This is a genomic window from Enterobacter sp. MG-EB028 (assembly GCF_056673305.1).
Genome location: NZ_CP195079.1, coordinates 650,400 through 672,220 on the forward strand (window position 1 = coordinate 650,400; position 21,821 = coordinate 672,220).

24 protein-coding genes and 3 tRNA genes are annotated in these 21,821 nt (G+C 53.5%); 8 read left to right on the forward strand and 19 right to left on the reverse strand.

Annotated features, from left to right (window positions below):
• From ACR42C_RS03015 to ACR42C_RS03070, 12 genes are all read right to left on the reverse strand, one after another.
• Positions 1–498 carry a Csu type fimbrial protein gene (locus ACR42C_RS03015; RefSeq protein WP_116342353.1) on the reverse strand — a complete coding sequence of 166 codons (498 nt, stop codon included), beginning with the start codon at positions 496–498 and terminating at the stop codon, positions 1–3.
• A 32-nt stretch (positions 499–530) separates the two neighbouring features.
• Positions 531–1,070, reverse strand: coding sequence for a helix-turn-helix transcriptional regulator (locus ACR42C_RS03020; protein ID WP_116342355.1), 540 nt, complete (start codon positions 1,068–1,070; stop codon positions 531–533).
• Positions 1,067–1,705 (reverse strand): EAL domain-containing protein, encoded by a 639-nt coding sequence (locus tag ACR42C_RS03025; RefSeq protein ID WP_116342357.1) that lies wholly within the window; start codon positions 1,703–1,705, stop codon positions 1,067–1,069. Before ACR42C_RS03025 ends, ACR42C_RS03020 begins: the two co-directional genes overlap by 4 nt.
• 180 nt (positions 1,706–1,885) lie before the next feature.
• Complete coding sequence (gene opgB, locus ACR42C_RS03030) at positions 1,886–4,177, reverse strand: phosphatidylglycerol--membrane-oligosaccharide glycerophosphotransferase (protein WP_479984737.1); 2,292 nt, start codon at positions 4,175–4,177, stop codon at positions 1,886–1,888.
• Positions 4,178–4,445: 268 nt separating this feature from the next.
• Positions 4,446–4,928: a YjjA family protein gene (locus ACR42C_RS03035; protein ID WP_116342359.1), complete on the reverse strand. Its 483-nt coding sequence runs from the start codon at positions 4,926–4,928 to the stop codon at positions 4,446–4,448.
• 84 nt (positions 4,929–5,012) lie between these two features.
• On the reverse strand, positions 5,013–5,750 hold the full coding sequence (gene dnaC, locus ACR42C_RS03040; protein WP_045327555.1) for a replicative helicase loader DnaC: 738 nt from the start codon (positions 5,748–5,750) through the stop codon (positions 5,013–5,015).
• Positions 5,747–6,292, reverse strand: coding sequence for a primosomal protein DnaT (dnaT, locus tag ACR42C_RS03045; protein ID WP_479984738.1), 546 nt, complete (start codon positions 6,290–6,292; stop codon positions 5,747–5,749). Before dnaT ends, dnaC begins: the two co-directional genes overlap by 4 nt.
• Positions 6,293–6,850: 558 nt before the next feature.
• A complete protein-coding gene (locus tag ACR42C_RS03050) occupies positions 6,851–7,279 on the reverse strand; it encodes an organic hydroperoxide resistance protein (protein WP_023310299.1) in 429 nt (142 codons plus the stop codon).
• A gap of 84 nt (positions 7,280–7,363) precedes the next feature.
• Positions 7,364–7,816 carry a MarR family winged helix-turn-helix transcriptional regulator gene (locus ACR42C_RS03055; RefSeq protein ID WP_028015419.1) on the reverse strand — a complete coding sequence of 151 codons (453 nt, stop codon included), beginning with the start codon at positions 7,814–7,816 and terminating at the stop codon, positions 7,364–7,366.
• Between the two features lie 41 nt (positions 7,817–7,857).
• Positions 7,858–8,499 carry a TetR/AcrR family transcriptional regulator gene (locus ACR42C_RS03060; RefSeq protein WP_233002929.1) on the reverse strand — a complete coding sequence of 214 codons (642 nt, stop codon included), beginning with the start codon at positions 8,497–8,499 and terminating at the stop codon, positions 7,858–7,860.
• 67 nt (positions 8,500–8,566) lie between these two features.
• Complete coding sequence (locus ACR42C_RS03065; protein ID WP_024908279.1) at positions 8,567–9,040, reverse strand: threonine/serine exporter; 474 nt, start codon at positions 9,038–9,040, stop codon at positions 8,567–8,569.
• The gene (locus tag ACR42C_RS03070) at positions 9,031–9,807 is read right to left on the reverse strand and encodes a threonine/serine exporter family protein (protein WP_479984739.1); all 777 of its coding nucleotides are present in this window, start codon (positions 9,805–9,807) and stop codon (positions 9,031–9,033) included. Before ACR42C_RS03070 ends, ACR42C_RS03065 begins: the two co-directional genes overlap by 10 nt.
• A gap of 411 nt (positions 9,808–10,218) precedes the next feature.
• On the opposite strand from ACR42C_RS03070, the gene ACR42C_RS03075 reads away from it, so the two are divergent.
• Complete coding sequence (locus tag ACR42C_RS03075; protein ID WP_116342369.1) at positions 10,219–10,956, forward strand: helix-turn-helix transcriptional regulator; 738 nt, start codon at positions 10,219–10,221, stop codon at positions 10,954–10,956.
• Positions 10,953–11,588: a DNA-binding transcriptional activator BglJ gene (gene bglJ, locus ACR42C_RS03080; RefSeq protein ID WP_116342372.1), complete on the forward strand. Its 636-nt coding sequence runs from the start codon at positions 10,953–10,955 to the stop codon at positions 11,586–11,588. Before ACR42C_RS03075 ends, bglJ begins: the two co-directional genes overlap by 4 nt.
• Before the next feature lie 38 nt (positions 11,589–11,626).
• On the opposite strand, the gene ACR42C_RS03085 is transcribed toward bglJ, so the two are convergent.
• Positions 11,627–12,085 carry a YbaK/EbsC family protein gene (locus ACR42C_RS03085; RefSeq protein ID WP_023331967.1) on the reverse strand — a complete coding sequence of 153 codons (459 nt, stop codon included), beginning with the start codon at positions 12,083–12,085 and terminating at the stop codon, positions 11,627–11,629.
• Positions 12,086–12,413: 328 nt separating this feature from the next.
• On the opposite strand from ACR42C_RS03085, the gene ACR42C_RS03090 reads away from it, so the two are divergent.
• Positions 12,414–13,760 carry a PTS sugar transporter subunit IIC gene (locus ACR42C_RS03090; RefSeq protein WP_116342375.1) on the forward strand — a complete coding sequence of 449 codons (1,347 nt, stop codon included), beginning with the start codon at positions 12,414–12,416 and terminating at the stop codon, positions 13,758–13,760.
• Positions 13,761–14,292: 532 nt separating this feature from the next.
• Here ACR42C_RS03090 and fhuF read toward each other — a convergent pair.
• Together fhuF and ACR42C_RS03100 are read right to left on the reverse strand one after the other, a co-directional pair.
• Positions 14,293–15,081, reverse strand: a complete 789-nt coding sequence (fhuF, locus tag ACR42C_RS03095; RefSeq protein ID WP_316379735.1) for a siderophore-iron reductase FhuF — start codon at positions 15,079–15,081, stop codon at positions 14,293–14,295.
• A gap of 94 nt (positions 15,082–15,175) precedes the next feature.
• Entirely contained in the window at positions 15,176–16,240 is a 1,065-nt protein-coding gene (locus ACR42C_RS03100; protein ID WP_061099315.1) for a GGDEF domain-containing protein, read from the reverse strand.
• Between the two features lie 254 nt (positions 16,241–16,494).
• On the opposite strand from ACR42C_RS03100, the gene ACR42C_RS03105 reads away from it, so the two are divergent.
• Complete coding sequence (locus ACR42C_RS03105; protein ID WP_116342625.1) at positions 16,495–16,725, forward strand: DUF1435 domain-containing protein; 231 nt, start codon at positions 16,495–16,497, stop codon at positions 16,723–16,725.
• A gap of 41 nt (positions 16,726–16,766) precedes the next feature.
• Here ACR42C_RS03105 and ACR42C_RS03110 read toward each other — a convergent pair.
• From ACR42C_RS03110 to rsmC, 4 genes are all read right to left on the reverse strand, one after another.
• Positions 16,767–16,852 (reverse strand) — tRNA-Leu (locus ACR42C_RS03110).
• Positions 16,853–16,885: 33 nt separating this feature from the next.
• A tRNA-Leu gene (locus ACR42C_RS03115) sits at positions 16,886–16,972 on the reverse strand.
• 28 nt (positions 16,973–17,000) lie between these two features.
• Positions 17,001–17,087: transfer RNA gene (locus ACR42C_RS03120), tRNA-Leu, on the reverse strand.
• Positions 17,088–17,261: 174 nt separating this feature from the next.
• Complete coding sequence (gene rsmC / locus ACR42C_RS03125) at positions 17,262–18,290, reverse strand: 16S rRNA (guanine(1207)-N(2))-methyltransferase RsmC (RefSeq protein ID WP_047363626.1); 1,029 nt, start codon at positions 18,288–18,290, stop codon at positions 17,262–17,264.
• A 102-nt stretch (positions 18,291–18,392) separates the two neighbouring features.
• On the opposite strand from rsmC, the gene ACR42C_RS03130 reads away from it, so the two are divergent.
• The 4 genes from ACR42C_RS03130 (at position 18,393) to prfC (ending at position 21,596) form a co-directional block, all read left to right on the forward strand.
• Positions 18,393–18,806 (forward strand): DNA polymerase III subunit psi, encoded by a 414-nt coding sequence (locus ACR42C_RS03130; protein ID WP_479984740.1) that lies wholly within the window; start codon positions 18,393–18,395, stop codon positions 18,804–18,806.
• Positions 18,775–19,218: a ribosomal protein S18-alanine N-acetyltransferase gene (gene rimI / locus ACR42C_RS03135; RefSeq protein WP_479984741.1), complete on the forward strand. Its 444-nt coding sequence runs from the start codon at positions 18,775–18,777 to the stop codon at positions 19,216–19,218. Before ACR42C_RS03130 ends, rimI begins: the two co-directional genes overlap by 32 nt.
• Positions 19,219–19,237: 19 nt before the next feature.
• On the forward strand, positions 19,238–19,915 hold the full coding sequence (gene yjjG / locus ACR42C_RS03140; RefSeq protein ID WP_116342383.1) for a pyrimidine 5'-nucleotidase: 678 nt from the start codon (positions 19,238–19,240) through the stop codon (positions 19,913–19,915).
• A 91-nt stretch (positions 19,916–20,006) separates the two neighbouring features.
• Positions 20,007–21,596 carry a peptide chain release factor 3 gene (gene prfC / locus ACR42C_RS03145; RefSeq protein ID WP_028015433.1) on the forward strand — a complete coding sequence of 530 codons (1,590 nt, stop codon included), beginning with the start codon at positions 20,007–20,009 and terminating at the stop codon, positions 21,594–21,596.
• Positions 21,597–21,821: the final 225 nt, after the last annotated feature.

Here is a 21,821-nt window from a genome sequence, read left to right on the forward strand (position 1 = left end):
TCAATACACCAGATTTAAGGTGACATCGTCGCTGTAGGCGCCCGCCTGCGCGGTCGTCAGCGCCCCTGCGTCAATAACGCCATACAGCGTCTCTTCCTGCGCCATGCCGTTGCCGGTATCGGTAAGCCCATCGGTGCTGGTGATTTGTGTCTGTTTGCTCTCATCGGCAAAAAGTTTCCACGCTATCTTCTGTGCGCCCGTTTCACCGTTTTCCGGCTTCAGCCAGAAGGTGCCGTTTTCGCTGCTATCATTGCTGGTGGCGGAGAGCGTGAATGGCGTACCGTTGGTACAAACAATATCGACCTGCGTTTTGGCCTGAATTTCGCTTGATTCATCCGACCCGTGGCGTGAGAAATTGAGGTCGTTGGCTTTGAGGGTGCAGGATTTTACCACCTCAAGTGAAACGTGCATCGTCGCGCTTGCGGTGCTGTCTGCGGCGATCGCAGCGGCAGGAAGCAGGAGAGCGGAACAACATACAGCAGTGGAGATAATTTTCATGATCTTATTTCCTGACGTGAATAACAGTGCAATTACAGAGAAGTGGCCAGAGCGTCCAGCAGGCAGAGTTTTCGATGGAATTCTGCCAGGTTCTGACAGCAAAATTTGTTCATCGCGTTACGCTTGTGGGTGTAGATCGTTTTCGGTGACTTATTAAGGATTTGTGCGATACGCACCGGGCTGAAGCCTTTTTGAAGCAGCATGCAAACCCGCATTTCCTGGTACGTGAGCGTGGCGGTATTTTCTAAAGAGAAGGTCATGTCGCTAAAGCAGTGGCTTAGTTGGGCAAGGGACACATTTCCCGGGACCACTCTGATCCGCTCATTGCCTGGCAGGGCGTTAATGTCGTTGACCCTGGCCGTATCCGTAAATAACAGCCAGCTCTGCCCGGCGTGCGTGCTGAGCAGCTCCTGCAAACGCAGAAGCCCTTCTGGAGTAACGTTGTTGATCCAGTACGCCTCAGGACGGGGGGACACGGCCGTCGATACTATCGAATGGAGGCCGAGCCACAAAAACGCATTGCTGCTCAGAACGATGACCTGATAGCCGGCATTCGGGATGAAAGGCGTCATTTCATGCCCCACAGATAACCCTGGCCGTAGTCGGCCACGCTGGCGCGGGCCAGCGCGAAATCACCCGCGGTTTCGATGCCTTCTATCAGTACCTTACTGGCGACACGCTTGTACTGGCGGGTAAGGTGCAGGAACTTAGCCTGCTCGGTACGTCCGATCCAGAAGGTATGTTTGTCAATTTTGACGCCGCAGAAGCGGATCTGGCTGGCAAGCAGCTCGGGAAGAATGTCTTCGCAGACGTCGTCGGCCCACACTTCAACGCCCCATTGATGGAGCATCGCGATACCTGTTCGCAGGGACCGGCTTTGCATATCGTCGAGTTGTACCATCGTATGGAGATCGGTAACTTCGATAGCCAGCCTCTCCGGGCAGGAGGTTTCTTCTTTCAGCCTGTCGAGGAAGTCCGGTTCCAGCAGCAAATCCGATGTCGCATTGAGGTAATACTTGTCGCCTTCTTCGCAAGACAGGGTATGGCGAAGCTGCGCAAAGAAGTGTTCTTTACGCTGCGCAGAGGGCATTGAGCTAAAGTAGTCTTCAAGATTGACGTGGGGCTTTGCCGTGGACAATACCTCCCAGGCAATGACATTTTCACTGCGCAATGCCCGGATGGACTCGAACTTATAGCCGGTTAGCATGATAAAAGTGTGTACCGCTCCGTAGTGATTTCAGGAGCTGTACATTCTATGGTGGTGGCTTTTGGTGGGATATTTATAAATAAAATTGACTTATATAAAGAGTTTTTATCTGATTTATAAAATTTATATAGAATTATTTATTTTCATAACCGCCCGACGGAATGCCGGGCGGGGCATGCGTTAGCCTTGCTTGCTGACAATTTTGATTTCGACCATGCCAATCCCGAGCTGGCGGGGTGAGTGGCCGAGAATATTCCCTTCATTGGTGGACTGCGGGTCTGGCGGCACAATGACTAAAGTATTGCTGCGCGATGGATTGGTGAAATGCAGCGTGTGAGTGCTTACGTCGTTACCAAGCGTCAGCGTCTGCTCTTCATCGCCCACGCGCACCGGCACGGGCTTATTCGCGTTGGGCCCGTAAGCTCTGGCTGTGATCAACAGGTCGAACTGTTCCGGCAGCGGATGGGTGTACTCAATTTTCACCTCGTTGCCCAGCTGCGCGTTCGACCAGCGCCCCCAGGACTCCGGACGGGAGATGCCGCTAAACTGCTTCACTTCTTCAGGCGCACCTGCCACGTTAAAGATGAAGCTGTCCGCTTTATAGCGAATGTCGTTGTCGACGATTTTAAGCATGTCGATGTTGTGCTGATAGCGAGCCGTATCAATCACCGTATCTTTAAAGGCGGTTTTGCCTTTCCACTGAGCTTTGTCGACATGCTGCACGGTTTGTTCCCCGCCAAGCTGCCCCTGAGAGACGCACCAGTCGGTAGAAAGCGCCAGCGGCTGTGACCAGAGCTGGCCCATTTTGTAACACCGGTCGATCCAGACGAAGTTGTCGCGAGGGGCGAAATCGGCCAGCTGGAAACGCAGCGGCGCGGAGTACTCACTTTCCGGCAGCGGTTCAACGCGGCTATCCGACACGCGTACCAGCAGCGGCAGACGGAAATTGCTGCCGGAGAAGGCGACGGTGTTTTTATCCCGATCGATGGTGAAGTCTTTCATCTCTTTCGGGAAGTTCCACAGGCGGATGATGTCGGGCTTCCAGGCGAGAATTTTCTCCTTCATGTTGAGGAAGACCTCCGACAGGGATTGTCCGGACAGCGTGCTGCGCCCAAGGCCAATAAAGTTGTCGCCGCCCAGAATGTCCAGCACCGTCGCGCCGTTATCCATGGAGTTGCGCTTGGTGGCGATCGTCTCCTGCTGCGGCTTGTCGCCGCGCAGGACGAAGAACAGATTGCTGCGGTCCTGCTTGTTGAGCTGATCCCACGCGCTGTTTTTCATCGCCAGATGATCGGACGAGACGACGATGACGGTGTTTTTAAACCAGGGCGAGGTTTTGATTTTCTCGACCAGCGCGGCGATGTGCTCCTGGCTACAGGTCACGGCGCTGAAAGACTTATTGTTTTTGCCATCCACGTCATAGCTTTTGCGCTTACAGGTGCGCGAGACGAACCCGTCCGGATGGTGGGTATCCACCGTCAGCGCAAAGAGAGAAAAACGCTTCCCGGCGCGGGACAGTTCCTCAAATTTCTTCCAGGTTTCGTCCAGCACCGTATCGTCATAGAAGCCCCAGTCGTTGCGGTAGGTCGGATCGGCAACCGTCGTTTTTAACTCTTCCGAGCCATACAGGTGGTCAAAACCGTGGGATTTCAGAAACACATCTTTTCCGGCAAAGCGCAGGTTTGCTCCCTGCATAAAGTAGTTTTCATAGCCGGAGTTTTTCAGAATATCGCCCAGGCAAATATTCTGCGGGAAGAACGTCGACATTGAAGCGGAGGCGTTGCCTTCAAAAGGCGCGAAGAGCGGGATACCGCACTGGGAAGCCACCATTCCGGCGATAGTGTAATCCGTGCCGGGCAGTTGCATGGTGTGGCTGAAGTCGAGACCTTCATTTTTCAGCGCGCCCAGGTCCGGCGTCAGGTTAGGGAACGCGTCGTTATCAAAGTAGGTACGCTCCAGGCTTTCACCGTAGATGTAGACAAGGTTGAGCTTCGGGTTGGCGATCGTTTTCGACGGCTCTTTGTAATAGGCCACGAAGTCCGGATCGCCGTCACGCGACTGGGATTTCACAAGCTCGGTAATTTGATGAAACGCCGGGCTGGCATCAACGGAGGCCAGCGCCAGGAACAGCGCCAGCAGGCTGTAGCCATGATGGTGAGGGAGATGGCGACGGCGGCGCAGCACCCAGGCGAGCGCGCCGAAAATCGTCACCAGCGCCACGATCAGCCCCAGCCCCGGAAGGATGTACTTACCCACCCCCGCGCCCGTCAGGCTGTTCGTCAGGGTGTAGAGCACAGCATCGTTAATGCCGTCGCCGGTGAAGTAATCGCTGGCGTATAAGGTAATGTTTAAAATGATAAAAATGCCGAGCACCACCAGCGTGGCGATAAACCACCAGGTGTTACGGCCGGCTTTCCAGGCATAAACGCCGACGGAGGCCAGGAAAAGGATAAGAGAGATAAATTCTGACAACAGCATATCCTCATGACGCCAGGTGCTTCGCTGGCTAACTGTTTATTTTTGGTAAGACAATGTAATGGCGATGCCGTTTAGCTGCAATTTTAGTGTCACGAAAGTGTGCTGTTGTTAGGATTTGGTTTATAAAATCGTTTTTATGAAGGCGGTCTCATCCTGACAAACGGACGCTGAGACGGTGACAGGTAGGAAAAACGCTCGTTTAACGCCGCGATGCAAGCCTATCGCATTAAACGCGGCGTGTTGTGGCAGAAAATGGGGCGGATCAGGAGATGAAATTAACGCCTTGTTTCAGCACCAGATCGCAGGCTTTGGTTTTCACCTGTTTTGCCAGAGAGGAGTTGCCAAGGGTGCTCAGGTTAAGCTGCTGGCCGTTTTGCGCGTTAAGCAGGCCCTGAATGCCGTCCATATAGCTGGTATCTGCTTTCTGTTCCTGCGTATCGAGACCCAGTTTACCCAGCACCTGGTTTTTCACGTTTTGCGCGTCGGTCACGGACGCCAGCTTCTGCTTCGCGCAATATTCCAGAATCCCCGCCGCGTTGTTCATCGTGCCCGCGCTCAGGCTCTGGGAGCTATTGCTCAGCAGGCTGGTGAGAGAAGAAGCCGAGAGCCCGCCCTGGGCGCTGCTGCCCTCTTTGGTCAGCTCATTTGCTGCGCTTGACAGGGAATCCTGCCAGGAAGCCGCTTGCGCTGCGCCGGTAACCAGCAGCGCGCCTAAAAAGGTGCTGATAAGAATCTGTTTTTTCATAATGGCTTTCTCAAAAAGGTCCGTTTTGGGCCGGAAGGGGTTCCAGTATATACCTGCGCCCTGCTGGTGATTCCTGGAACTGTCTTAATACTCTTTGCCGGTGACGCGGCTGCGGTAACTGTCCCAGTCGAAGATGACATACAAACTGTTGCCCAGCTTCATGCGGTCCATGACGCGTTCACCCAGTAAACGGGTCATCTCGTCAATGTTGTGGTTCGTCAGCATGCCGGTGGGGCGTTTGGAGGAGGAGCGGCGATCGACAATCTGGTTAATGATGACCTTTTCATAACGGGATTCCGTCTGAACGCCTATCTCGTCGATGACCAGGAGATCCACATTGCTTAGATCGTTAAGCAGCTGTTCTTCGCTGGTTTCACGGTTGCTGAAGGTGTCTTTCATGGCGGACATGATATCGGCCACGGTGATGATGAGGACCGATTTACCGCGCAGAAGCAGCTCGTTGCAGATGGCGGCTGCGAGGTGGTTTTTTCCGGTCCCGGGCTTGCCGCTAAAAATGAAGCTCGCGATATTGCCGTCGAATTCATCCACGTACTGACGTGCGGCGGCAAGCGCGTTCATCTGCCCGGTGGTCTCAATTTTATAGTTATCAAACGAGCAGTTCTGATGCAGGGGACGAATACCGGAGCGGTTAAAGGTGCGCTGCATTTTCATCGCCCGGTTTTCGCGGGCGAGCGCGGCGGCACGAATTTCACCTTGCTCCTTTTGCCACGCCAGCAGCTCTTCACCCGTGGTGAAAGCGGGCTTCACGTTGGCAGGCATCATTTTTTGCAGACGTTTCATCAGGTCGCCGACGTTCTTCATTTCGCACCTCGGAATCCGCTTGGGATCTGTTTATCCGGTTCTGAAAACGTGTTGATATCGCGCTTTGGCTGGCCATTGTTGCTGGCGCGGGTTATTTGAAGATGACGCGCGAGCTTTTGCTGCCACTGGATGTGGGTGAACACTTTGCCTTCCGCCTGCCACCAGGCGGTAAACGCGGCGAGCTCTTCCGCGGTGGCGGGTTGGGTTAACGCAATGCCCCACAGTGCAGCCTGCCGCTGAAAATCCGCGTCAGGCTGCCAGCCCGCGTACAGGGCAAATTTACCCATCGGAACGGCCAGTGGGGCATTAACCGGTTCATCAAAGAACTGGTTATCCAGCGTGACGTCGCTCGCCGGGCGTGACAATTGCGCCTCGATCTCCAGAAGCTGTGCCAGACGTTCCGGCGTGATTGCGTAAAACGCCGGCGCGTTGTCGGCAAAAACCGCAACCGTGCCGCCTTCGGCGTGGGTCAACACACCGCGTGGGTCGCGCATAAAGGCATCAATGCCAGCAATGCTGGTGGTCAGAATTCTGGAGGACATAACGCTTACTCAACTGATTACTACGGGCGTGATATGGGCTTATGGTAGCACAGAGAGGGGGAAGGAAAGGAGGGGGAAGTGCAGGCTGGTGCCCTCATCCTGGCGGGCTGAGGGATCCCCAGTAATTTATAAGCAGAAGCAATAAGGTTGTTTCAGAACGAGTTAAAGCTTTCAGCGACGCCCTGGTCCGGCTGTAAATCGCCGAAGCGTTTCCGTAAGGCCGGGGCGAGGCGCACGGATGCGCCGAGAGGGCGTGGCCTGCAGGGATGCAGGCTCATGCCCGACCCGATAGCCTGAAGGAATAAGCTGAGGGTACCGCGAAGCGGCGATTTACCGCCGGGAGCCCGGGTCGCCAGGGCGGTGGCGATTGAGCCGCCCTGGCACGTTCACCGGTCATGTCCTTACAGAGTAGCAAGGAACATAAAGTGAACGGAATGACCACCGGAGCCGTATGTTCCCCCTCACCCTAACCCTCTCCCCAAAGGGGCGAGGGGATTACTCACTGCTCGCATTAATTTGTGTGGATCCCTCTCCCGGCGGGAGAGGGAACAGAACCGATTACGCGATGATATTCAGCGTGACGTCAATATTGCCGCGGGTCGCGTTAGAGTAAGGGCAAACAATGTGCGCCGCATCGACCAGTTTTTTAGCTTCAGCAGGATCCATACCTTCTACGTGGATATTCAGTTTTGCTTCGATACCAAAACCGGTTGGCAGCGGGCCGATACCCACTTCGCCTTCAATAAACGCATCTTTTGGCAGGGTAAATTTGTCGCGAGCCGCCACAAACTTCATCGCGCCCAGGAAGCAGGCAGAGTAACCCGCGGCAAACAGCTGCTCAGGGTTCGTGACTTCTCCCCCCATGCCGCCCATCTCTTTTGGTACGCCCAGTTTGACATCTAGTACGCCATCGGAAGAGGTCGCGCGGCCGTCACGGCCCCCGGTTGCTTTTGCTTTGGCGGTATAAACAACTTTTTCTAAAGACATGGCAGGTTCCTCATCTTACTTTTGTATGTGCTATTTAATAGCGTGCGATATATATGGGTAAACTAAGACGCGTAAAGTATAGCCTCACGCGCGTTGAATCTGTTGTCGCAAAAGTTCCAGCTGTTGCTTGAGCGCCAGCATGGTGTCGGTATCACACTGTGCGGCGCATCCCACCGCATGTGGGATACCCAATGCCTGCTGCTGAAGTTCACGTCCGGCTTCAGTCAGCGTGACGGCGACCTGACGTTCATCTTTGCGGGAACGGTGGCGGTTGATGAGCCCTGCGCTTTCCAGACGCTTCAGGAGCGGCGTCAACGTTGCGGAGTCAAGGAACAACCGTTCACCGATGTCCGACACCGTCACGTCATCCTGCTCCCACAGCACCAGCATCACCAGATATTGCGGGTAAGTCAGGTTCAGCGGTGCCAGCAGTTGCCGGTACAGCTTATTAAGCGCCAGATTTGCCGAATAGAGGGCAAAACAGAGCTGGTTATCCAGCAGGAGCGCAGCGGTCGTGTCGTTCGTTTTTGCGTTCATGAAATGAATATAGATTGTGTGCGATTTAATTGCAAGCAATATTATGGGCAGGTATAACGCAGCGCCACCTGAACGGCCATTTTACGGTAGTGCTGGCGCTGGGCCTGTTCGTCTGCACCCTCTTCAAACAGCAGGGTGAAGGTGTAGCTGTTGGCAACGTAGTGAAAGCTGAAGCTGCTGATCAGACGGTGAAGATCGCGGGCGTCAACCGTCTGGCTGAATAGCAGCTTTTCTTTGCCCCGGTGCAGGATGCCTTCCAGCAGGTCGAGCGCGCTGCGGTTGACCTGGCGAAGATAGTTTGACTGCTGCATAAAGCGGCCGCGCTGCATGTTTTCCATGCAGATTATGCGGATGTAATCCGGGTGGTCGGCGTGATAGTCAAAAGTGGCTTCAACCAGGTGGACCAGCGCTTCGACAGGGGGCATATCCGCCAGGCTGAGCGCTTTTTCACTGGCGCGAATTTGGGTGTAAACGTATTCCAGGACAAGCAGGTAGAGATTTTCTTTGTTTTTAAAATGGTAAACCACCATGCGTTTGGTGGTACCCGCTTTCTCGGCGATCTGCTCCATGCGGGCACCGTTCAGTCCAAATTCGGCAAACAGCGCGATAGCGCTCTGAAAAATTTTCTCTTTCAGGCTCGATTCTTCACTGTGCTCGGGGTGTTCGCTGCCAGGGTTAGCCACATCCTTTCCTTATTTTTACCAAACGGACCAGAAAGATTATCTCCACGGCAGCGAAATAACACAAATATCAAACGCGCGGGCGCTTGCGGTAGAGCCATAGCCCGGGTATCGACAGCCCGATAGAGAGCGCGCCGACGATGGAGGACGCCTTAAGAAAGTTGCTCAGGAGAAGAATCATCTGCGGCTCGGTGTAGCCAAAATGGCTGATTTTCACCGCGGAAATCATCGCCGTATAGGCAGATATGCCGGGGAACATCGGAATAACGGCGGCGACGGTGAACACTTTCGGATGCGCCAGATACCAGCGCGACCACTGAATACCGATGCTGCCGACCAGCATAGAGGCGATAAACGTCGACCATTCGATGTTAAAGCCCGCCGTCATCATCACCATTCGTGAGCCATGACCGATTGCGCCCAGCAGGGCACACCACGGCAGCGCGCGTTGCGGAACGTTAAATACCATCGCAAAGCCGACGGCAGGAATGGCGGCCAGGAGCATGTCCTGTGCCAGCGCCAGCAGAAAATCTATCACGCCCATCCGCGTAGCCCCCACAACGTCATCGCCATCACCACGCCGATGCAGGTCGCCAGCGTCAGCAGGCTGGCGATGGCCCAGCGTGCCAGGCCGGTATTGATGTGCCCTTTAAACATGTCGGCGACGGCGTTAATCAGTGGGAAGCCCGGCACCAGCAGAAGCACGCTGGCGGCCATCGCAATCGTCGGGGTAGAGGCAAACTGCGGCAGGCGCAGCAGCAGGCCAGACACCGTGGTGGCAACAAACGCGGTGATGCAGAAATTAATTTGTGGGTGCAGCTGCCGGTGCGTCAGCATCTGGCGCACGTACATGGCGATGCTGCTGGCGAAAAAGGTGACGATCGCGCCGTCCCAGCCGCCTTTATTGAGCTTACAAAAACAGGCGCACGATAGCCCCACCATGAGCACGACCAGCCAGCGTGGATAACGTAATGGCTTGATTTGGTTAAACCGTTTTTCAATCTCCTTGAGATCGAGAAGCTTATGCTCAGCCAGGATGACGATGTGCTGGACCTCAGTTACAACGTGCATATTAATGCCGCGGTCGTGGTTTTTACGGGTGGACGTCAGACACTGCCCGTCTTTAATGGTGGTCAGCACAATGGCGTTGGATGAGATAGCACTTTCAACGCTGTCCATTCCCAGCGCCAGTCCCAGCCGGGTTGAAAGCTCCTCGACCAGCGCGCTTTCCGCGCCGTGCTGGAGCAGAAAAAGACCGCACTGAATACAGAGCCGCGTGATAGCACGCTGCGTTGACCGATCTGCCTGCATGTCGTGTCCCGAAGAGAAAGTGGATAGTTGCCGATTGGCCCATAATGCCTACTTTTAGCACAAAGTGCGGTGACCTTTGCTGTGGATCAGATCAAGGTTTATGCAAACAGTTGCGACCCCCGCCACGAAAGGTTTTTTGTATTAATTTATCAATGCGGTGAATTATTAATTTGGAAATATAAGATATTTGTATTTAGTTATTCTAATTTTATATTGTCGTTATTTTAATGACTACGTAATTAAATTTATTTGCGCTTTGTGAGATATTAGCGCTGTTTTAGGCGTTTCTTAAACCAAGAACATATCTCATCTTCTGCTTGTATTAATCCGTTTTACACTCAGGGACGAAAATACTTATACATTGATGCGTTTAAGGTTACTCATCAAATGAAAAATGGACACGGAGGGTCTATGTTGTCACTGCCTGGTAAGCATGGCGTTGTCATTAGCCGAATACCCGTAATGCAAAATGGGCTAGGGGACGTAATGGCGCGTCATTTCCCCGATTTTGAATTGACCTACTGCCGCTCACTACAGGAGTTAACCCTGCTTCAGTTGCGCCGCGCAGACGTGATTATCGCCGATGTTTCAGGCGAATACAGGAACCCACGGGGTACGCTCGAAGAGTATTACCGCTTACTGAACCAGTACCGGGAAATCCACTGGATCTTTTTGGTCTCCCGGCCGTTTTACCCTATTGCCGTTGAGCTGCTTATGCGGCCGGAAAGCACGCTGCTTTCTGATATGGAACCTATTGAAGGTGTCGTTAACGCTATCCGGGCAGGGAGTGAACGCGCGGAGCGGATAAGCCAGACGTTATTAACCCCAGAACCTCAGGAAAGTGATGATGATGACGAACACTTTATTGCGCTCACGCACTCTGAACGTAAGGTGCTTCGCCTGTTAGGCAAAGGGTGGGGGATTAACCAAATCGCTACATTGCTTAAAAAGAGCAATAAAACGATCAGTGCGCAGAAAAACAGTGCGATGCGAAGGCTCTCATTGCGGAGTAATGCCGACATGTACGCCTGGATCAACAGTACACAGGGAATGAGAGAGCTGAGTTTAATGTCAGCCTATGGAGAGTTCGAGGAATGGAAAAAACCGATTCAACAAGACATATCGCCATCATCGAAAATTGCGCGATGAGTGCGGTCGGGCTGCAGCATCTTTTTACGCAGTCTGAACTCAGCCAATATCAACTGCACCTGTTTAATGATTTTGATGGCTTTAAGAAAGCACTGCATCACGTGAATTTTTTTTCGCTGATCTATTCGCTTTCCGATGCGCGAGAAGAGCGCCGTAACTGCCTGGCGCATCTGCGGGATCTTGCGTTTACGCATAGCCATATCCAACGCATTATCCTGGTCTCGGATGAGATGGAAGCGCGGTTGATTAGCCATCTTTCGCCTTCACGTCTGCACGGTGTGGTCAGTAAATCGGTGACCCTCGAACACCTGATGAAGGAATTCATGGTGTTGTTGAGCGAAACGCTGCGCATTAATGACAATATGCTTAACCACTGGTACTGCAGTCAGAACCGGATGTTAAGCCCAACGGAAAGAGCGATTTTGCGTTATATGTCATGCGGGTATTCCATCCCCGAAATCGCGGCGCAGCTTGAGCGCAATATCAAGACTATTCGCGCGCATAAATTTAATGCGATGGTGAAGCTGGGGGTGAACTCTGACGTAGGGTTGCTTGATGCAGCGGATATTCTTACCCATCTCCCGGTTAGAGAACCGCGAACTGCGGGGCTAAGCAAACCGACATTTTTGTAACCTGCCTTTTGCGCGCCAGATACGCTCTGGCGCATCATTCAGATGCACACATCAACCCACTTTGCGGATGTCAGCTCTGCCATTCTGTCTGGAGAAATACGCACGGCACTATGAATTGCGCCAGCGGCGGGGAGCACTTCAGCGTATTGTTTTAACGAGATATCGCAGTAAACCGCGAGCGGGTTTTCCAGCCCGAACGGGCAGACGCCACCAACGGGATGACCAGTAACGGTAACCACTTCATCGCTGCTGAGCATGCGTGCTTTCGCGCCAAACGTGTCTTTCAGTTTTTTGTTATCCAGACGCGCATCACCCTTCGCCACGACAAGAATCACCTCATTTTTAACCTTCAACGATAAGGTTTTGGCAATTTGTCCCGGCTCTACACGGTGGGCGGCAGCAGCCAGCGCAACGGTAGCCGTACTCTGGCTAAGTTCTATTACCTCTATCTCCGGCGCGTTGTCGGCAAAAAACTGCTGTACGGACTGCAAACTCATTGTTTCCTCCTGACAAATATCCTGCGTAATCTGTCATAAGAATTTATGCTCTGTAAATATCTCTTAAGTAACAAATATCCAGGATGGCTGATTTCTGGATCCTCTTCACAATCACAGAAACCGGTTACAGTAACCGGTTGCAGAGCGTGATGCGTAGATTAATACTGAGTATGTAACGTCCCCTGTATCCAATAATAAGAGCCAATTATGAAACCATTTCGTCTGAGCAGTACCGCTGGTACGCAAGCCAGCAAGGTTGTGAAGCTGATTTATGGAACAACGTGCGGCGCGAGTGCGCCCGTAATAAACGTCTGACAGGAGATCAACCATGTCTGCCAACCATGCTGCGTTTAATCTGATATTCCGTTTCGTTGAAAATTACGTGAGCCCGATTGCCGGGCGTATCTCGTCCCAGCGTCATGTCATGGCTATCCGTGATGGGTTTATCTCCGCGATGCCGTTCATGATTGTAGGTTCATTTTTATTAGTGTTTGCTTACCCGCCGTTTTCGCCTGATACCACCTGGGGTTTTGCGCGCGCCTGGCTGGATATGGCAAAGCAGTTTGAAGGCCAGATCCTGACGCCGTTTGATATGACGATGGGCATCATGTCCATTTATATCTGCGCGGCCATCGCCTATAACCTTGGCAAACATTATGTCAAAACGCACCAGCTGGACCCGTTCATGTGCGCGATGCTGTCTCTGATGGCGTTTCTGCTGGTTGCAGCCCCTAAAACTAAAGGCACGCTTCCCGTCGACAGCCTGGGTGGAACGGGTATTTTTACCGCCATTCTGGTGGCGATTTACTGCGTTGAGATGATGCGTTTCCTGAAAGCGCATAACATCGGTATTCGCCTGCCAGACCAGGTGCCGCCGATGATCAAAAACTCCTTTGACCTGCTGATCCCGGTGCTGGTGGTGGTGTTAACGCTTTATCCGCTAAGCCTGTTGATTCAGTCTCAGTTTGACATGCTGATCCCGCAGGCAATTATGTCCATCTTCAAGCCCCTGGTTTCCGCGGCGGACTCACTGCCCGCAATCCTGCTGGCGGTGTTGATTGGGCATCTGCTGTGGTTCGCCGGGATCCACGGGGCGGCCATCGTCTCCGGGATGCTGCAGATGTTCTGGCTGACTAACCTCGGGGCTAACCAGACCGCGCTGGCCGCCGGTCATCCCCTGCCACATATTTTTATGGAAGCCTTCTGGACGTTCTTTATCGTGATTGGTGGGTCGGGTGCGACGATGGGGCTGGTGATTTGCTATCTGCGTAGTCGCTCAGCGCATTTACGCTCTATCGGCCGATTGAGCGTGGTGCCCAGCTTCTTTAACATCAACGAACCGGTTATCTTCGGTACGCCGATCGTGATGAACCCGGTGTTCTTTATTCCGTTCCTGCTGGCCCCGATGGTTAACGCCGTGCTGGCCTGGGCGGCGATGACGTTTGATCTGATTGGCCGTGTTATTTCCGTAGTACCCTGGACGGCACCGGCGCCGATAGGCGCAGCATGGGCGCTGGGCTGGGATTTCCGTGCCGCTATTCTGGTGGTCGTTCTGGCCTGCGTATCGGCAATCATCTACTTCCCGTTCTTTAAAGTGTACGAGAAACAGCTGCTGGAGCAGGAAGCGGAAGAAGCGCAGCGTAACGCGGAAGAGGACAATCAGCAGGTGGCCTAGGTAAAAGCAAAACGGCAACTTTCAGGTTGCCGTTTTTAGTGTTTGTTCCCTCTCCCACGGGGCTGAGGGAACCCCAGTAATTTTTTAGCAGAAGCAATAAGGTTGTTTCAGAACGATTTAAGGCTTTCAGCGACGCCCTGGTCCGGCTGTAAATCGCCGAAGCGTTTCCGTAAGGCCGGGGCGAGGCGCACGGATGCGCCGAGAGGGCGTGGCCTGCAGGGATGCAGGCTCATGCCCGACCCGATAGCCTGAAGGAATAAGCTGAGGGCACCGCGAAGCGGCGATTTACCGCCGGGAGCCCGGGTCGCCAGGGCGGTGGCGATTGAGCCGCCCTGGCACGTTCACCGGCCATGTCCTTACAGAGTAGCAAGGAACATAAAGTGAACGGAATGACCACCAGAGCCGTATGTTCCCCCTCACCCTAGCCCTCTCCCCAAAGGGGCGAGGGGATTGTTCACTGCTCGCATTAATTTATGGAGATTCCTCAGCCCTGTGGGAGAGGGGCAGGGTGAGGGCATCAGGCCGCACTCTACTATTTCAGCGTGCAATCCCCGCACTGCTTGACGTCCGGCAGGCGATAGCGCTGGCAGCAGGTACGACGCACCAGAAGCCCGTCACGGAGCACAACGGTACGGAATAATGGGTTATCGCGGCCATCGGAAAGTTGTTTTGCAAAGAAGCAGGACTGACGCAGGGCCTCCACTTTCTCATCGCCGAGCAGCGGTTTCATTTCCGTTAAATACCAATGGATTAAATATCCGGTATTACTCCAGATAAGCTTCCCGTTGATCTCGCCCGTTGCTTCAAGTGCCTCCACCACTGGGATCAGGGCCTGGATGACAAGCTGTTCCAGACGTTCCTGAGCAGAGAACTGCTCTGCGCCGCGATCTTCGTGCAGGTCAATCCAGAAACAGGCTGCTCGGCCAGTTTCGTGGAACTCGACGTGAAAATGATCCGGGGAGAGCGCCAGCATGCTCTTTTGGGTTAACACCGCCAGCATGAGCGGGGGAACCATCAGCCCGATATACCATTGTGCCCACAGGGAAAGCAGCGGTTTATTTTCCCGCGTTAGGGTCGGCTGATTGCGATAGATATGGTCGGAATAGGTTGCAAGTAGCGACTGCAGCGTAGAGGGTTGCTGCCACTGAGCGAGCGTCATGGCGTGATGCGGGGGCGCTTCATCAAGCCTGATAAAGTCCAGAAGGTGGGCACGCGTCTGTGCAATCTTATCCCGTATGGCATCCGCAAGCGACGCATCCCCGCTGGTGAGCGGCGCTCGCCAGAGGAGTGGTTCAACGATGTGTGCGGTTTGCGTAGCCATAGTTGAGATAGGAATCTAAATGATAATGATTGCCAATCCTAACTATTGCTCATACCAATGGCAAGACTTTTGTCCTGATTAACCGCTTACGCGCTTAAGCGGTTTGTAGCTCTTCACTTAGCAGAATGTTATTGCGACCTAAATGCTTTGCTTCATAGAGCGCTCTGTCTGCTCTCTCCAGCGCGCCTTCAACGTCTTCATTTTCGAAAATGGCAATACCGATGCTGATGGTGACGTTGGTGGCGACACTTTCGTTGAAAAGATGAGGGATTTTCAAATCATAGACTTTCTGACGGATCCGCTCTGCCGTATGGCGGGCGTGTTCAAGGGAAATATTCGTCAGCAGCACCATGAACTCTTCCCCACCGAAACGCGCCACAATATCGCGTGAACGGACGGCATCACGGATGGCCGCAGAGACGCGTTTCAGTGCCTGGTCGCCCATCATATGGCCATAATGGTCGTTATAGGCTTTGAAGTGGTCGATATCCATCAGAAGGACAAAGTGTTCGCCGTTTTCTACCGCCGGCAGGTTCTCCAGACGGCTCTGCAGGCCGCGACGATTATAGAGCCCGGTTAGAGGATCCATCATGCTGAGATCGGTCAGCGTTTCCCGTTCTTCCAGCAGGCGAGAGAGCAGCTCCTGGGCGAAGCGATCGTTGCGCCTTTGCAAAATGTTATGAATAGCAATAGCCACCACAGGAAGTGCGAAAGAATAGGACATTCTTAGCCATATATCTTGGTCGCTTAACCACAGGCAGACAATAAAGGCGGGGAGCGAGTGCAGCGTAAATGCTTTGATATTACTGGCGAAGGCCAGCGTTCCGATAAAAAGCACCGTGAGTAAGGCTATTATCAAATACATAGCCTGGTCATGGGTAATTAGCGAAAATTTCGAATCAATTTGCCAGGCCCACAAAATACCAAAGATTGCTGAAACGGCAGGAATATTTATCTTCCGCGCGCGCTTTTTCCAGTGCCAGACGAACAGGCCAGTACTGATCGCGAAAATTGCAATCAGAGGGGCAGAAAACACGCGTACAGAATAGAGCGGGTTTGTTACCGAGAACACGGCTGAAGTTGCGTTCAGAAATAAAAATAAACGTAACGATAATTGATATTTTCTTTGAACCAAAGACCGCCAGGATTGTGATGTCATAGTCGTGCGTTTTTATTAAAATTTAATTAAAACAGATAAATAGGTGTGGTTTCGCACTAAAATATGCAAAAAACTCAAAGCGTAATTATAAGAAAAACTTTATGTGTAGTTAACAGGTGAGCAATTTATCACCTTAGGAAATTTCTGTCATTCTACATAAGGGTAAAGGCCGATCTTTTTTGCTTCACTGCGCGACAAATGATAATTTTTATCATATGATATTGTTTATCATTATCGTTATGAAAGGGCGATGTATGTTGAACAGGGCGCTGGGAAGTGCATGGGGAGTATTGTTGCCGGGCGTAATCCTTGGCGTGTTGATGTTTGCCGATCTCTCCATCAATATCTGGAAGGCCATCATTGTGTCAGGATTGCTGGTTACGTCAGGCATGATATGGCATAAGCAACTTCGTCACTTTGTTTTACTGCCATCGTGTGTCGCATTGATCAGTGGAATTCTGGTAATACTGATGAGTTTGAAATAACAGGGAAAACAAGAGGAGTTACAGAAGGGATGTAAGATAATTGGTGCGAGGGGGGGGACTCGAACCCCCACATCCTAAGGACACTAACACCTGAAGCTAGCGCGTCTACCAATTCCGCCACCTTCGCACAGTCATCTTACTTTTTTTGATATCGCCTCGTTGGTGCGAGGGGGGGGACTCGAACCCCCACATCCGTAAGGACACTAACACCTGAAGCTAGCGCGTCTACCAATTCCGCCACCTTCGCCCAGTGCGAGCAATATCAACGTGATTTATGGTGCGAGGGGGGGGACTCGAACCCCCACATCCGTAAGGACACTAACACCTGAAGCTAGCGCGTCTACCAATTCCGCCACCTTCGCATACCATCGATACTGTAAAAGTATCGTAACCACGGAGGCGCATTCTAGATGTTTTCAGCTTTACGTCAACTGAAAATTGCGCGCCTTTTATTGATTGCTGCAAAAATGGACGGAATTGAGACGCCTGCTTGCCGGATGGCGCTGGCGCTTATCCGGCAAGCATTTTATGGCAAATTATTTCTTTGCCTGACGCGTCATCACGGTGCGGTAGACCTTAAAGCGGCCAGTCTGGGCGATCACTTCATGGAAGCCGAAGGTTTCGTCCAGCACTTTCGGGTACGCCAGGAAGGCGTTCGCCACGATGCGCAGCTCGCCGCCGCTGTTGAGGTGGCGAGTCGCGCCACGGATCAGCGTTTGCGCAGCTTCGAGGCTGGTCTCCATGCCGTCGTGGAACGGCGGGTTAGAGATAATCATGTCAAAGCGGCCGGTCACGTCAGAGAAGACGTTGCTGGCAATCACGTCGCCTTCAATGCCGTTTGCGGCAAGCGTTGCGCGGCTGGCTTCAACCGCCGGGGCGCTTACGTCACACAGGGTTAAACGCACTTTTGGTGAATGACTGGCAAGCACCGTTGAAAGCACGCCCGCGCCGCAGCCCACGTCCAGCACTTTGCCTTTGGTGTGCGGCGTCAGGGTGGAGAGCAGCAGCTTGCTGCCCGTATCCAGCGCATCACGGCTGAAGACGCCCGGCAGGGTTTTGATGGTCAGGCCGTCAAGCTGGTATTCGTCCCAGAAGGTGTTGGCATCGAACGTTGTCTGCTTTTCCAGACGGCCATGATACAGACCGCAGCGACGCGCGCTGTCGACTTTGGTCAGCGGCGCGTAGGCTTCCAGCATCTGCTCGGCGCTACGGACGCCGCTGCGGTTTTCACCGACCACGAAAATATCACAGCCAACCGGCAGCAGGGAGAGCAGGTTCATCAGCTGGAACTGGGCTTCCGGCTTGTTCTTCGGCCAGTAGTAGATCAGCGTATCGCAGTCGGCAATATCGCTCTGCTCCGCCACCAGGCTGAAGCGCGCTCGCTCGCCCATCTGGCGGCTCAACACCTGCCAGTGGTGGTAGTATTGGGTGTGGGCACGGCTTTCAGCACAGTCGAAACGCGCGGGCAGGTCATCCTGCATATCTCCGGCAAACAGAATACGGCTTTCTTCGAAATCATCACTGTGACGCAGCAAGACTTCACTTGCCGGGGTAAATGCAGACATGAATTGTTCCTCAATAAACTCAGGCGGGGATTATAGTAGGTAGATGGCGCACTTTCGACACATTTGCTATATTTGCGCGCCTGAGAGACAGGAGTTATCCCTATGACATCCCGACGAGACTGGCAGTTGCAGCAGCTGGGCATTACCCAGTGGGCCTTGCGTCGCCCGACGGCGTTGCAGGGCGAAATCGCCATCTCCATCCCTGCGCACGTTCGGCTGGTGATGGTAGCGGAAGAACTGCCTGCCCTGAATGAACCCCTGATCGGTGATGTCCTTCGCAGCCTGAAGCTGACGCCCGACCAGGTCTTACAGCTGACGCCTGAACGGGTTGCCATGCTTCCTCCTGATAGCCGCTGTAACAGCTGGCGCATCGGAGAGACTAGCGACATCTCTCTTCAGGGGAGCAAAATCAGCTCGCCAGCACTGGACGAGCTGAAAGCCAATCCAAAGGCGCGCAGCGCGCTATGGCAACAAATCTGCGAATATGAACACGATTTCTTCCCTCACGACGCCTGACCTGACCGCAGCGTTCGCGATTGAAACACGCGCCCACACCTTTCCGTGGAGCGAGAAAACCTTCGCCAGTAATCAGGGCGAACGGTATCTGAACTTCCGTCTGGACGTTGACGGCACCATGGCCGCCTTCGCGATCACGCAAGTTGTTCTTGATGAAGCGACGCTGTTTAATATTGCGGTTGATCCCGCGTTCCAGCGCCGTGGGCTGGGAAGAGAACTGCTCGAGCACCTCATTCGCGAGCTCGAAACCCGTGACGTTTTCACCCTGTGGCTGGAGGTGCGCGCGTCGAATGTCGCCGCCATCGCGCTTTATGAAAGCTTAGGCTTTAACGAGGCGACAGTCCGCCGTAACTACTACCCCACCGCAGAGGGACGTGAAGACGCCATCATAATGGCTCTGCCGATTGGATAACGAAGATAAGGTTGTAACGATGAAATGGGACTGGATTTTCTTTGATGCCGACGAAACGCTGTTTACGTTTGACTCGTTTGGCGGCCTACAGCGGATGTTTCTCGACTATAGCGTGACCTTCACCGCTGAAGATTTTCAGGACTATCAGGCGGTGAACAAGCCGCTGTGGGTGGATTACCAGAACGGTGCCATCACTGCGTTACAGCTTCAGCACCAGCGTTTTGACGTCTGGGCGGAGCGCTTAAACGTGAGTCCGGGCTCGCTGAATGATGCTTTTCTCAATGCGATGGCGGATATTTGCGCGCCACTGCCGGGCGCGGTTTCTCTGTTGAATGCGTTGAAAGGCAAAGTGAAACTGGGAATCATCACTAACGGCTTCACCGCGCTGCAGCAAATCCGTCTGGAGCGCACCGGCCTGCGCGATCATTTTGACGCGCTGGTGATCTCCGAAGAGGTGGGGGTGCCGAAACCGGATCCGCGGATTTTCGATTATGCGCTGGCGCAGGCCGGTAATCCCGACCGCGATCGCGTGCTGATGGTGGGGGATACCGCAGAGTCTGATATTCTTGGCGGTATGAAGTCAGGTTTGTCGACCGTCTGGCTAAATGCGCATGGCCGCGTGAAGCCTGAAGGCATCGAGCCAACCTGGACCGTCACGTCATTGACCGAACTGGAGCAACTCCTGTGTAAACAATGATTGCCTGCCCCCCGTTGATGGGTAAAATAGCCGCAATTTTGTATTCCATGATGCGTGGCGTGCTGCCGCGCTTATAAAAGAAGATTTAATTATGACGTTGTCTCCTTATCTGCAAGAGGTGGCCAAGCGCCGTACTTTTGCCATTATCTCGCACCCGGATGCCGGTAAAACGACCATCACCGAAAAGGTGTTGCTGTTCGGACAGGCGATCCAGACTGCGGGTACCGTTAAAGGCCGTGGCTCCAGCCAGCATGCAAAATCTGACTGGATGGAGATGGAAAAGCAGCGTGGTATTTCGATTACCACCTCCGTGATGCAGTTCCCGTATCACGACTGCCTGGTAAACCTGCTGGACACCCCGGGCCACGAAGACTTCTCCGAAGATACCTACCGTACCCTGACGGCGGTGGACTGCTGTCTGATGGTGATCGACGCCGCGAAGGGTGTAGAAGATCGTACCCGCAAGCTGATGGAAGTTACCCGCCTGCGCGATACGCCGATCCTCACCTTTATGAACAAACTCGACCGTGACATCCGTGACCCGATGGAGCTGATGGATGAAGTGGAAAACGAGCTGAAGATCGCCTGTGCGCCAATTACCTGGCCAATTGGCTGCGGTAAGCTGTTCAAAGGCGTTTACCACCTCTATAAAGACGAAACTTATCTGTATCAGACCGGTAAAGGCCACACCATTCAGGAAGTGCGCATTGTGAAAGGTCTGGACAACCCGGATCTGGACGCCGCGGTTGGCGAAGAGCTGGCCGCGCAGCTGCGCGACGAGCTGGAGCTGGTGAAGGGGGCGTCTCACGAGTTCGACAAAGAGCTGTTCCTGAGCGGTGAAATTACCCCGGTCTTCTTCGGTACCGCGCTGGGTAACTTTGGCGTAGACCACATGCTGGACGGTCTGGTGGAGTGGGCTCCGCAGCCAATGCCGCGTAAAACCGACACTCGCGAAGTGGAAGCGAAAGAAGAGAAATTCACCGGTTTCGTCTTCAAAATTCAGGCCAACATGGACCCGAAACACCGCGACCGCGTGGCCTTTATGCGCGTAGTGTCCGGTAAGTATGAGAAGGGCATGAAGCTGCGCCAGGTGCGTATTGGCAAAGATGTGGTGATCTCCGACGCGCTGACCTTTATGGCGGGTGACCGCTCGCACGTTGAGGAAGCGTATCCGGGCGACATCATCGGTCTGCACAACCACGGTACGATCCAGATCGGCGATACCTTCACCCAGGGCGAAATGATGAAGTTCACCGGGATTCCGAACTTCGCGCCGGAGCTGTTCCGTCGTATTCGTCTGCGCGATCCGCTGAAGCAGAAGCAGCTGCTGAAAGGCCTGGTTCAGCTCTCCGAAGAGGGCGCCGTGCAGGTGTTCCGTCCAATCGCCAACAACGATCTGATCGTCGGCGCGGTGGGTGTGCTGCAGTTCGACGTGGTGGTTGCGCGTCTGAAGAGCGAGTACAACGTGGAAGCGATTTACGAATCGGTCAACGTGGCCACCGCGCGCTGGGTTGAGTGTTCAGACGTGAAGAAATTCGAAGAATTTAAGCGTAAGAACGAAATTCAGCTGGCGCTGGATGGCGGCGACAACCTGACCTATATCGCGCCAACGATGGTCAACCTGAACCTGACGCAGGAACGTTATCCTGACGTACAGTTCCGCAAAACGCGCGAACACTAATCCCCTCTCAGAGCACGGCAATCGCCGTGCTCTTCTTTTATTCCAGTCTTATTAATCCCTTGCGGAATGTTCTTAATTCACCGCTATTTCACGCTATTCGCGCGTTTTTTACTCAATTCTGAAAGCGGCATTGTGAGAGTGATCTATATTTAACTCAGTGTTTAGCACCGGGTGTGGATGAATTAACTGTTCAATGCATGTCGATTGGTTCTCCATTTCACCCGT

Excerpts from the sequence above, each read along its gene's own strand:
- ACR42C_RS03015 (WP_116342353.1), bottom strand. The coding sequence starts at position 498 with ATGAAAATTATCTCCACTGCTGTATGTTGTTCCGCTCTCCTGCTTCCT.
- ACR42C_RS03020 (WP_116342355.1), bottom strand. The coding sequence starts at position 1,070 with ATGACGCCTTTCATCCCGAATGCCGGCTATCAGGTCATCGTTCTGAGC.
- ACR42C_RS03025 (WP_116342357.1), bottom strand. The coding sequence starts at position 1,705 with ATGCTAACCGGCTATAAGTTCGAGTCCATCCGGGCATTGCGCAGTGAA.
- ACR42C_RS03035 (WP_116342359.1), bottom strand. The coding sequence starts at position 4,928 with ATGAAAAAACAGATTCTTATCAGCACCTTTTTAGGCGCGCTGCTGGTT.
- dnaC (WP_045327555.1), bottom strand. The coding sequence starts at position 5,750 with ATGAAGAACGTCGGCGACCTGATGAAACGTCTGCAAAAAATGATGCCT.
- dnaT (WP_479984738.1), bottom strand. The coding sequence starts at position 6,292 with ATGTCCTCCAGAATTCTGACCACCAGCATTGCTGGCATTGATGCCTTT.
- ACR42C_RS03050 (WP_023310299.1), bottom strand. The coding sequence starts at position 7,279 with ATGTCTTTAGAAAAAGTTGTTTATACCGCCAAAGCAAAAGCAACCGGG.
- ACR42C_RS03055 (WP_028015419.1), bottom strand. The coding sequence starts at position 7,816 with ATGAACGCAAAAACGAACGACACGACCGCTGCGCTCCTGCTGGATAAC.
- ACR42C_RS03065 (WP_024908279.1), bottom strand. The coding sequence starts at position 9,040 with ATGGGCGTGATAGATTTTCTGCTGGCGCTGGCACAGGACATGCTCCTG.
- ACR42C_RS03070 (WP_479984739.1), bottom strand. The coding sequence starts at position 9,807 with ATGCAGGCAGATCGGTCAACGCAGCGTGCTATCACGCGGCTCTGTATT.
- ACR42C_RS03075 (WP_116342369.1), top strand. The coding sequence starts at position 10,219 with ATGTTGTCACTGCCTGGTAAGCATGGCGTTGTCATTAGCCGAATACCC.
- bglJ (WP_116342372.1), top strand. The coding sequence starts at position 10,953 with ATGAGTGCGGTCGGGCTGCAGCATCTTTTTACGCAGTCTGAACTCAGC.
- ACR42C_RS03085 (WP_023331967.1), bottom strand. The coding sequence starts at position 12,085 with ATGAGTTTGCAGTCCGTACAGCAGTTTTTTGCCGACAACGCGCCGGAG.
- ACR42C_RS03090 (WP_116342375.1), top strand. The coding sequence starts at position 12,414 with ATGTCTGCCAACCATGCTGCGTTTAATCTGATATTCCGTTTCGTTGAA.
- fhuF (WP_316379735.1), bottom strand. The coding sequence starts at position 15,081 with ATGGCTACGCAAACCGCACACATCGTTGAACCACTCCTCTGGCGAGCG.
- ACR42C_RS03100 (WP_061099315.1), bottom strand. The coding sequence starts at position 16,240 with ATGACATCACAATCCTGGCGGTCTTTGGTTCAAAGAAAATATCAATTA.
- ACR42C_RS03105 (WP_116342625.1), top strand. The coding sequence starts at position 16,495 with ATGTTGAACAGGGCGCTGGGAAGTGCATGGGGAGTATTGTTGCCGGGC.
- rsmC (WP_047363626.1), bottom strand. The coding sequence starts at position 18,290 with ATGTCTGCATTTACCCCGGCAAGTGAAGTCTTGCTGCGTCACAGTGAT.
- ACR42C_RS03130 (WP_479984740.1), top strand. The coding sequence starts at position 18,393 with ATGACATCCCGACGAGACTGGCAGTTGCAGCAGCTGGGCATTACCCAG.
- rimI (WP_479984741.1), top strand. The coding sequence starts at position 18,775 with ATGAACACGATTTCTTCCCTCACGACGCCTGACCTGACCGCAGCGTTC.
- yjjG (WP_116342383.1), top strand. The coding sequence starts at position 19,238 with ATGAAATGGGACTGGATTTTCTTTGATGCCGACGAAACGCTGTTTACG.
- prfC (WP_028015433.1), top strand. The coding sequence starts at position 20,007 with ATGACGTTGTCTCCTTATCTGCAAGAGGTGGCCAAGCGCCGTACTTTT.